This is a genomic window from Dietzia aerolata (genome assembly GCF_014144865.1).
Lineage (GTDB): Bacteria > Actinomycetota > Actinomycetes > Mycobacteriales > Mycobacteriaceae > Dietzia > Dietzia aerolata.
Map to the genome: position 1 here is coordinate 1 of NZ_JAALDM010000191.1, position 6,093 is coordinate 6,093.

7 protein-coding genes are annotated in these 6,093 nt (G+C 68.5%); 2 read left to right on the forward strand and 5 right to left on the reverse strand.

What is annotated here, in order from left to right; translation table 11 throughout:
* Positions 1 to 408: hypothetical protein (locus tag G6016_RS11500; protein ID WP_182632787.1), on the forward strand; the 408-nt coding region annotated here is incomplete at its 5' end.
* A 21-nt stretch (positions 409 to 429) separates the two neighbouring features.
* On the opposite strand, the gene G6016_RS11505 is transcribed toward G6016_RS11500, so the two are convergent.
* From G6016_RS11505 to G6016_RS11525, 5 genes are all read right to left on the reverse strand, one after another.
* The gene (locus G6016_RS11505) at positions 430 to 1,410 is read right to left on the reverse strand and encodes an alpha/beta fold hydrolase (RefSeq protein ID WP_182632788.1); all 981 of its coding nucleotides are present in this window, start codon (positions 1,408 to 1,410) and stop codon (positions 430 to 432) included.
* Positions 1,411 to 1,517: 107 nt separating this feature from the next.
* Positions 1,518 to 3,524, reverse strand: coding sequence for a M13 family metallopeptidase (locus tag G6016_RS11510; protein ID WP_182632789.1), 2,007 nt, complete (start codon positions 3,522 to 3,524; stop codon positions 1,518 to 1,520).
* A 201-nt stretch (positions 3,525 to 3,725) separates the two neighbouring features.
* Entirely contained in the window at positions 3,726 to 4,583 is an 858-nt protein-coding gene (locus tag G6016_RS11515) for a hypothetical protein (protein ID WP_182632790.1), read from the reverse strand.
* Between the two features lie 121 nt (positions 4,584 to 4,704).
* Entirely contained in the window at positions 4,705 to 5,235 is a 531-nt protein-coding gene (locus G6016_RS11520) for a hypothetical protein (RefSeq protein WP_182632791.1), read from the reverse strand.
* 46 nt (positions 5,236 to 5,281) lie between these two features.
* On the reverse strand, positions 5,282 to 5,794 hold the full coding sequence (locus G6016_RS11525; RefSeq protein WP_182632792.1) for a DUF4395 domain-containing protein: 513 nt from the start codon (positions 5,792 to 5,794) through the stop codon (positions 5,282 to 5,284).
* Positions 5,795 to 5,897: 103 nt separating this feature from the next.
* Here G6016_RS11525 and G6016_RS11530 point away from each other — a divergent pair.
* The coding region (locus G6016_RS11530; protein WP_206682307.1) for a hypothetical protein at positions 5,898 to 6,093 on the forward strand (196 nt) is incomplete at its 3' end.

Genomic DNA, 6,093 nt, shown 5'->3' on the forward strand with positions numbered 1-6,093 from the left:
GCCCCGGTGGACCCGGCGGCCTTCCAGTCCGGCGACGGGTACTTCTTCCTCTCCCCGGACTCCGGTGCCCACTGCGCGATCTTCGGCGACGGCGCGGCCGGGAACTACTCGGCGGGCTGCCAGGGCGAGATGCCGCCACCGCCCGAGTTGCCGGACTGCGTCGGCGGCGGGGCAGCGAACGTGGCGGTGTGGCTCGGCGCCGACGGGGCCGGCGGGACCGAGTGCGTCACCCAGGGGATCTTCGTCAGCGAACCCACCTCCCGCGGTGAACAGGTGCTGCAACCCGGGCAGACGCTCGCTGCCCGCGGCTACACCTGCACCGCCTCGGACGCGGCGGTCACATGCAACTCGGATGCCTCGGGCCGGGGGTTCACCGCCTCCGGCGCGGGCGTGCAGCTGGTCAGCTGACCCACCCCTGCCAGACCGGCCCTACCGCGGTGGCACCGGCCCCAGCGGTCCGATGAGCCCGTTGGTCGGCACGCATCTCAGGGGCCGCGTCTCAGAGGGGTCGAGCACCGAGTGCACGGCATCGACGGCACGCGGGTCGTTGATCTGTGTCAGGTGCGAGCTCTGGTTCTCGGGGCAGCCGTCCTGTAGCCGGATGTGGCGCATGCCATGGCCCGGCACGTACGAGATGGCGGCCGGGATCAGGCCATCGGTATCGCTGGTGATGGCCGTATACTCCACGCCCGGAACGAAGGGCGAGCCGGACTCGCCGAGCCACCGTTGGTGGAATTCCGAGCCCGGTCGAAGCTCGCCCATGGCCGGGAACGGGGAGAATGCGGCGCTGCCGGCGAAGGCCTCAGTCAGTGGCCCGACATCCGGTGTCACCTCGCCCAGTCCCCAGTAGGTGGCGATGCCGACGACCTTCCCGACACTGTCCGGCCGGTGCACCTTGGTCGTGTACGTCGCCGCGACACCGCCCAGGGAGACCCCCACGAGGTCGACCTTGTCCGCCCCGGTGACGGCGAGGACGTGGTCGATGAGCGCCGCCACCTCCAGCGAGGCACCGTGCTGGATCGACGTGGTCCCGCCGACGAAGGTGTGCTGACCGATGGTCAGCCCCTTGCCGTACGTCGGTGCCCACACGCAGTACCCCTCGTTGACCAGTGATGCCGCATGGGAGACGAAGTCCGCGCCGGTGCCGCCGGTCCCGTGAAGGAGGATGACGGGATTCGGATGCTGCGGACTGGGCTTGCACGTGTCGTCGTCGACGAACGGGAGCGAGGTCTCCCCCTGCAGGATCATGTCCACGGTCCCGGCACCCCATTGCCATTTCTCGGGCACATGGGGGCGGGAGTCAGGATCAGTGGCGCCGGCTGTCGGCGCCGCCAATACCGACAGCAGGCCGAGCATTCCGGCGGCGATGAGGGCGACGAGACGGACAAGACGTGGTGTGGTGCTGATCACATAAGGCACCGTAAGCCATTGCCAGCCTTGCCCGGTGGCTTACCGACCCGCGCCGTCACCGCGCCGTCAGCGCTCTGGTCCCGCGCCGACGCGGGCGCCGGGATGGATCACCAGATGCTGACGCGCTCCTCGGGTGCCATCCACATGCCGTCGCCCTCGGTCACGCCGAACGCCTCGTGGAAGTCGTCGATGTTCTTGACGACCTGGTTGCAGCGGAACTCCGGCGGCGAGTGCGGGTCCACGGCCAGGCGGCGGGCGGCCTCCTCCTCGCGGGTCTTGGTCCGCCACACGATCGCCCAGGAGGTGATGAGCCGCTGGATGCCGGTGAGCCCGTCGATCTCCGGGCCCACGTCGTTGCCCTCGGCCGGCTCGCCGTCGGTGCCCAGGGCGAGTCGGTAGGCCAGCAGCGCGATGGTCAGGCCGCCCAGGTCACCGATGTTCTCGCCGACGGTGAACGCGCCGTTGACGTGGTCGGACTCGGGGTTCAGGCCGTCGGGGGTGAGGCCCTGGTACTGCTCGATGAGTGCGTCGACGCGGGTGCTGAACGCCGAGCGGTCCTCGTCGGTCCACCAGTCCACGAGGTTGCCGTCGCCGTCGTACTTGGAGCCCTGGTCGTCGAAGCCGTGGCCGATCTCGTGACCGATCACCGCGCCGATCGCACCGTAGTTCGCGGCATCGTCGGCCTCGGCGTCGAAGAACGGGGGCTGCAGGATCGCGGCGGGGAACACGATCTCGTTCATGACCGGGTTGTAGTAGGCGTTGACCGTCTGCGGCGTCATGTGCCACTCACCGCGGTCGACGGGCCCGCCGAGCTTGCCCAGCTCATAGTCGTGTTCGAAAGCGGCCGAGCGGCGGACGTTGCCGAGCAGGTCGTCGGCCTGCACCGTCAGCCCGGAGTAGTCGCGCCACTCGTCGGGGTAGCCGATCTTGGGCACGAACGCCTCGAGCTTGGCGAGCGCGCGCTCCTGGGTGGCGGGGGTCATCCAGGGCAGCCGGTTGATCGAGTACCGGTAGGCGGCGGTGAGGTTGGCGACGAGCTCCTCCATGCGCGCCTTGTGGCCGGGCGGGAAGTGGCGGGCCACGTACTCCTTGCCCACCTCCTCGCCGAGTGCCGCCTCGACGGCCGCGACGCCGCGCTTCCATCGCGCCTTGATCTCCTCGGTGCCGGACATGGCGGTGCCGAAGAAGCGGAAGTTCTCGTCCACCAGGTCGGAGGTCAGATAGGGCGCACGCGAGGTGACGACGCGCCAGCGCAGCCATTCGGTCCAGGTCTCGAGCGGTTCGGTGGCCCACAGGTCGGCCACGGCGGTGAGAAAGTCGGGCTGCATGGCGACGAGCCGGCCGAAGGTCTCCTCAGTGCCGCCTACCTCGCGCGCCCAGTCGTGCCACGGGAATCCGGGGGCGAGGGTGGGCAGTTCGTCCCAGGTGACGGGGTTGTAGGTCTTGTCGGCGTCGCGACGCGCCACCACGTCCCAGTGGGCGGCGGCGATGCGGGTTTCCAGCGCGACGATCTTCTCGGCGCGCCCGCGGGAGTCGTCGGACGTGGCGAGTCCGGCCAGTTCAAGCATCCGGGCGATGTGCTCGGTGTACTGCTCGCGGATGGGGCCGTACTGCTCTTCGCGGTAGTACGACTCGTCCGGCAGCCCGATGCCGTATTGCACCAGGTAGAGAATGTATTCGGTGGAGTTCTTGGCGTCATTGTTGACGTAGGCGCCGATCAGTCCACCGATCCCGGATCGTTCGAGCCGCGCCATGGCCAGGGCCAGCGCGTCGGAGTCGGTGGCGGCGTCGATCTCGGCCAGGTCCGGCCCGAGTGCGGCCACGCCGGCGGCCTCGACGGCGTCGGTGTCCATGAAGGAGGCGTAGAACGCACCGATCTGGGAGTCGGCGGGCGCGTCGGTGATGATGTCGCGCACCCGCTCCTCGGAGAGGTCACGGAGGGCGAGGAACGCGCCGTCGATGGGGCGGTCGGCGGGGATCACGTGGTCGCGGATCCAGGTGCCGTTGACGTGCTGGTACAGGTCGTCCTGCGAGCGCACGTCGGTGTTGATGTACCGCAGGTCCAGGCCGGAGGGGCGCTGGGTGTCGGTGCTGGGATTGTCGGTCGCAGTCATATGTCCAGGTTACGGAAACGGTGCGCCGGGGCGGTGGGGACCGCGGTAGAGAAAAATCCTACGACGACGACAACATGCACCGGCCCCGTCGACACTGACTGGTCGACGGGGCCGGGTGCCCGGCGGGCAGCCGGGCTCGGTCTGACATTGTTCGGTCGGGCGGCGCGTCAGGCCATGCCGTGCGTCCGGCCCTGCCGCGCGTCAGGCCATGCCGTGGCGGGCGTTGTATTCCTTGGCACCGTTGTAGGCGTCGACCATGCCCCAGATCCAGAAGCCGAGGGCGATGAGGAATCCGATGAGGATGATGGTCAGAACCCAGCCGACGACGTAGCCGACGAGGATGCCGACGCCCTTGTTGGTTTCACCGTTGAGGATGGTGCCCAGGCCTGGGATGAAGAACGAGGCCAGCAGCATGATCGCGGGATCCTTGCGCGACACGGGCTTGCCGTACTGGTCGACGGGCTGGACCGCGCCGTACCCCGGTGCGCCGAAGCCCTGTCCGGCGAAGGGCTGGGCACCGTACTGTTGCTGGCCGTACTGCTGTCCGGCGCCGAACTGCTGCTGGCCGGCGCCATACTGCTGCTCGCCATACTGCGGCGCTGCACCATACGACTGGCCGTACTGCTGCTCGCCGCCGGCCTGGGGCTGGCCGTACTGCTGTCCGGCGCCGAACTGCTGCTGGCCGGCGCCATACTGCTGCTCGCCATACTGCGGCGCGGCACCGTACGACTGTGCTGCACCGGAGTCGAATCCCTGGGCACCGGCACCTGAGGCAGCATCGGCACTGGTCGCGTCTCCGGACGCGCCTTCGGAGCTCGAGCCGTAGCTGCCCGAATCGAATCCGGGGACATCGGACGACGCCGAGTCCGACGAGGCTGCCGAACCTGCATCCACCGTGTCGCCCGAGCTGGATTCCGCCTCGGCCGGGGCGGTACCCGGCGAGGGCTCGTTCTGCCAGCTACTCGAGGGAGTGGACGTACCGTCTCCGCTGAACTCGCTGGAGGAGAAACCGTCTGAATTGTCGGTGCCGTCGCCGTTGCCGTCTGCGGGGTATGTCATGGCTGCATACTAACCCTCAAGTACGACACCGGTGGACCGCTGATTCAGGCGTAGTCGACGTCACGTACGACCGCCGGCGCTCACTGCCCGGCGGCACGGGGGCACGGGGACTCTCCGGCTCCTACTCGTAACCGAAGTACTCGTTGTGCTCCTTGGTGCGCTTGTACGCCTCGATCATTCCCCAGATCCAGGTTCCGACGTACACCACGAAGAAGAGCACCATCGTCGAGATGCCGACAACCATCATCCCGGTATCCGAGCCGAACGAGAACATCCCGAAGAACAGCACCGCCAGGAAGACGAACGGCGTGAGGTAATGGATACCCATGATGGTGAGTCCGCCACGGATGTCCTCGTTGAGCAGGGATCCCAGGCCCGGGATGAAGAACGACGCCAGGATGTAGCCGGTCGGGTCGCGGCGAGGCTCACGGTGAACCTGCGGAATACTCGGACCCGCGAACCCCTCCTGACGGGCCTGGAGTCGAGACAGCGGGCCGTCCTGCGGCTGCCATCCGGGGTTCGGCTGCGCCCCGTACACGGGCTGCTGCCCCATGGTCGGCTGCGCACCCGAAAACGCCTGATCACCACGCGGCGGATACGGGTTCTCAGAAAGTCCGCCGGGCTGACGCCAATGATCATCAGGAGTAGTCACGGCGGTCAGACTAACCCCGCGAACGTGGAAATTGGTACTGCTCACTTCAGTTGCGGGCCCGCATCTCCGGGCGCGCCCAGATGTCGGCGCAGTCGACACAGGCACCCTCCGAGACCACTCCGGCACGCTGCAGCTGTCCATAGATCCAGCACCCGAGGCAGAAGCCGAGCGCAGCCTCGGCCAGCGCCGCCAGCACCAGGACACCGAGCACCACGGAGGCGGCGGTGGTCTGCCCTGCGAGGAACAGCCCGAACGCCACACCGGACATCACCAGGCCGATCGACTGCGCGAACCGCTTGGGCGCACCGGCCACCATCTTCGGCTCGGCACTGACCCGGGGCGCCAGCACATGCACCGAGAGTCGACCAAAGGGCGAGTAGCGGGGACCGCCGGCCACACGGAGCGCGAAGCCCACGGCCAGCGCGCCGGCGAGCCAGGTCTGCACGGGCGCGGGCACGGCGATGGTGATCACCGCGAGCGCGACCACGAGGCCTGCCGTGCACCTGGCCGCGTAATCGTTGACGATCTCGGGGAAGGCGAACACCTCGCGCACACTCATCAGTACCTCATCTCAGCCACCGGTAGACCGATCTGTCTACCCATTGACTTCAGACTAGTCGTCATCAGCACGAATTCACAGGCGGATGACTTAGGGTCGGTCCATGAGCTTCCGGAACGCCCCGGCCAGCCGCACCGCCGTCGTCGTCGTCGCCCTATTTTCGGCAGCAACCCTCGCACTCGGCGCCACGGGCTGCGGACAGTCCGATGCCGCGCGGGACACCGGCGCGGACCAGACCTCCTCCCCCGGCTCCGCGCCCGACGGCCCCTCCGGCACCGCCGCCCCGGACGGGGACGCCG

Excerpts from the sequence above, each read along its gene's own strand:
- G6016_RS11510 (WP_182632789.1), bottom strand. The coding sequence starts at position 3,524 with ATGACTGCGACCGACAATCCCAGCACCGACACCCAGCGCCCCTCCGGC.
- G6016_RS11515 (WP_182632790.1), bottom strand. The coding sequence starts at position 4,583 with ATGACATACCCCGCAGACGGCAACGGCGACGGCACCGACAATTCAGAC.
- G6016_RS11525 (WP_182632792.1), bottom strand. The coding sequence starts at position 5,794 with ATGAGTGTGCGCGAGGTGTTCGCCTTCCCCGAGATCGTCAACGATTAC.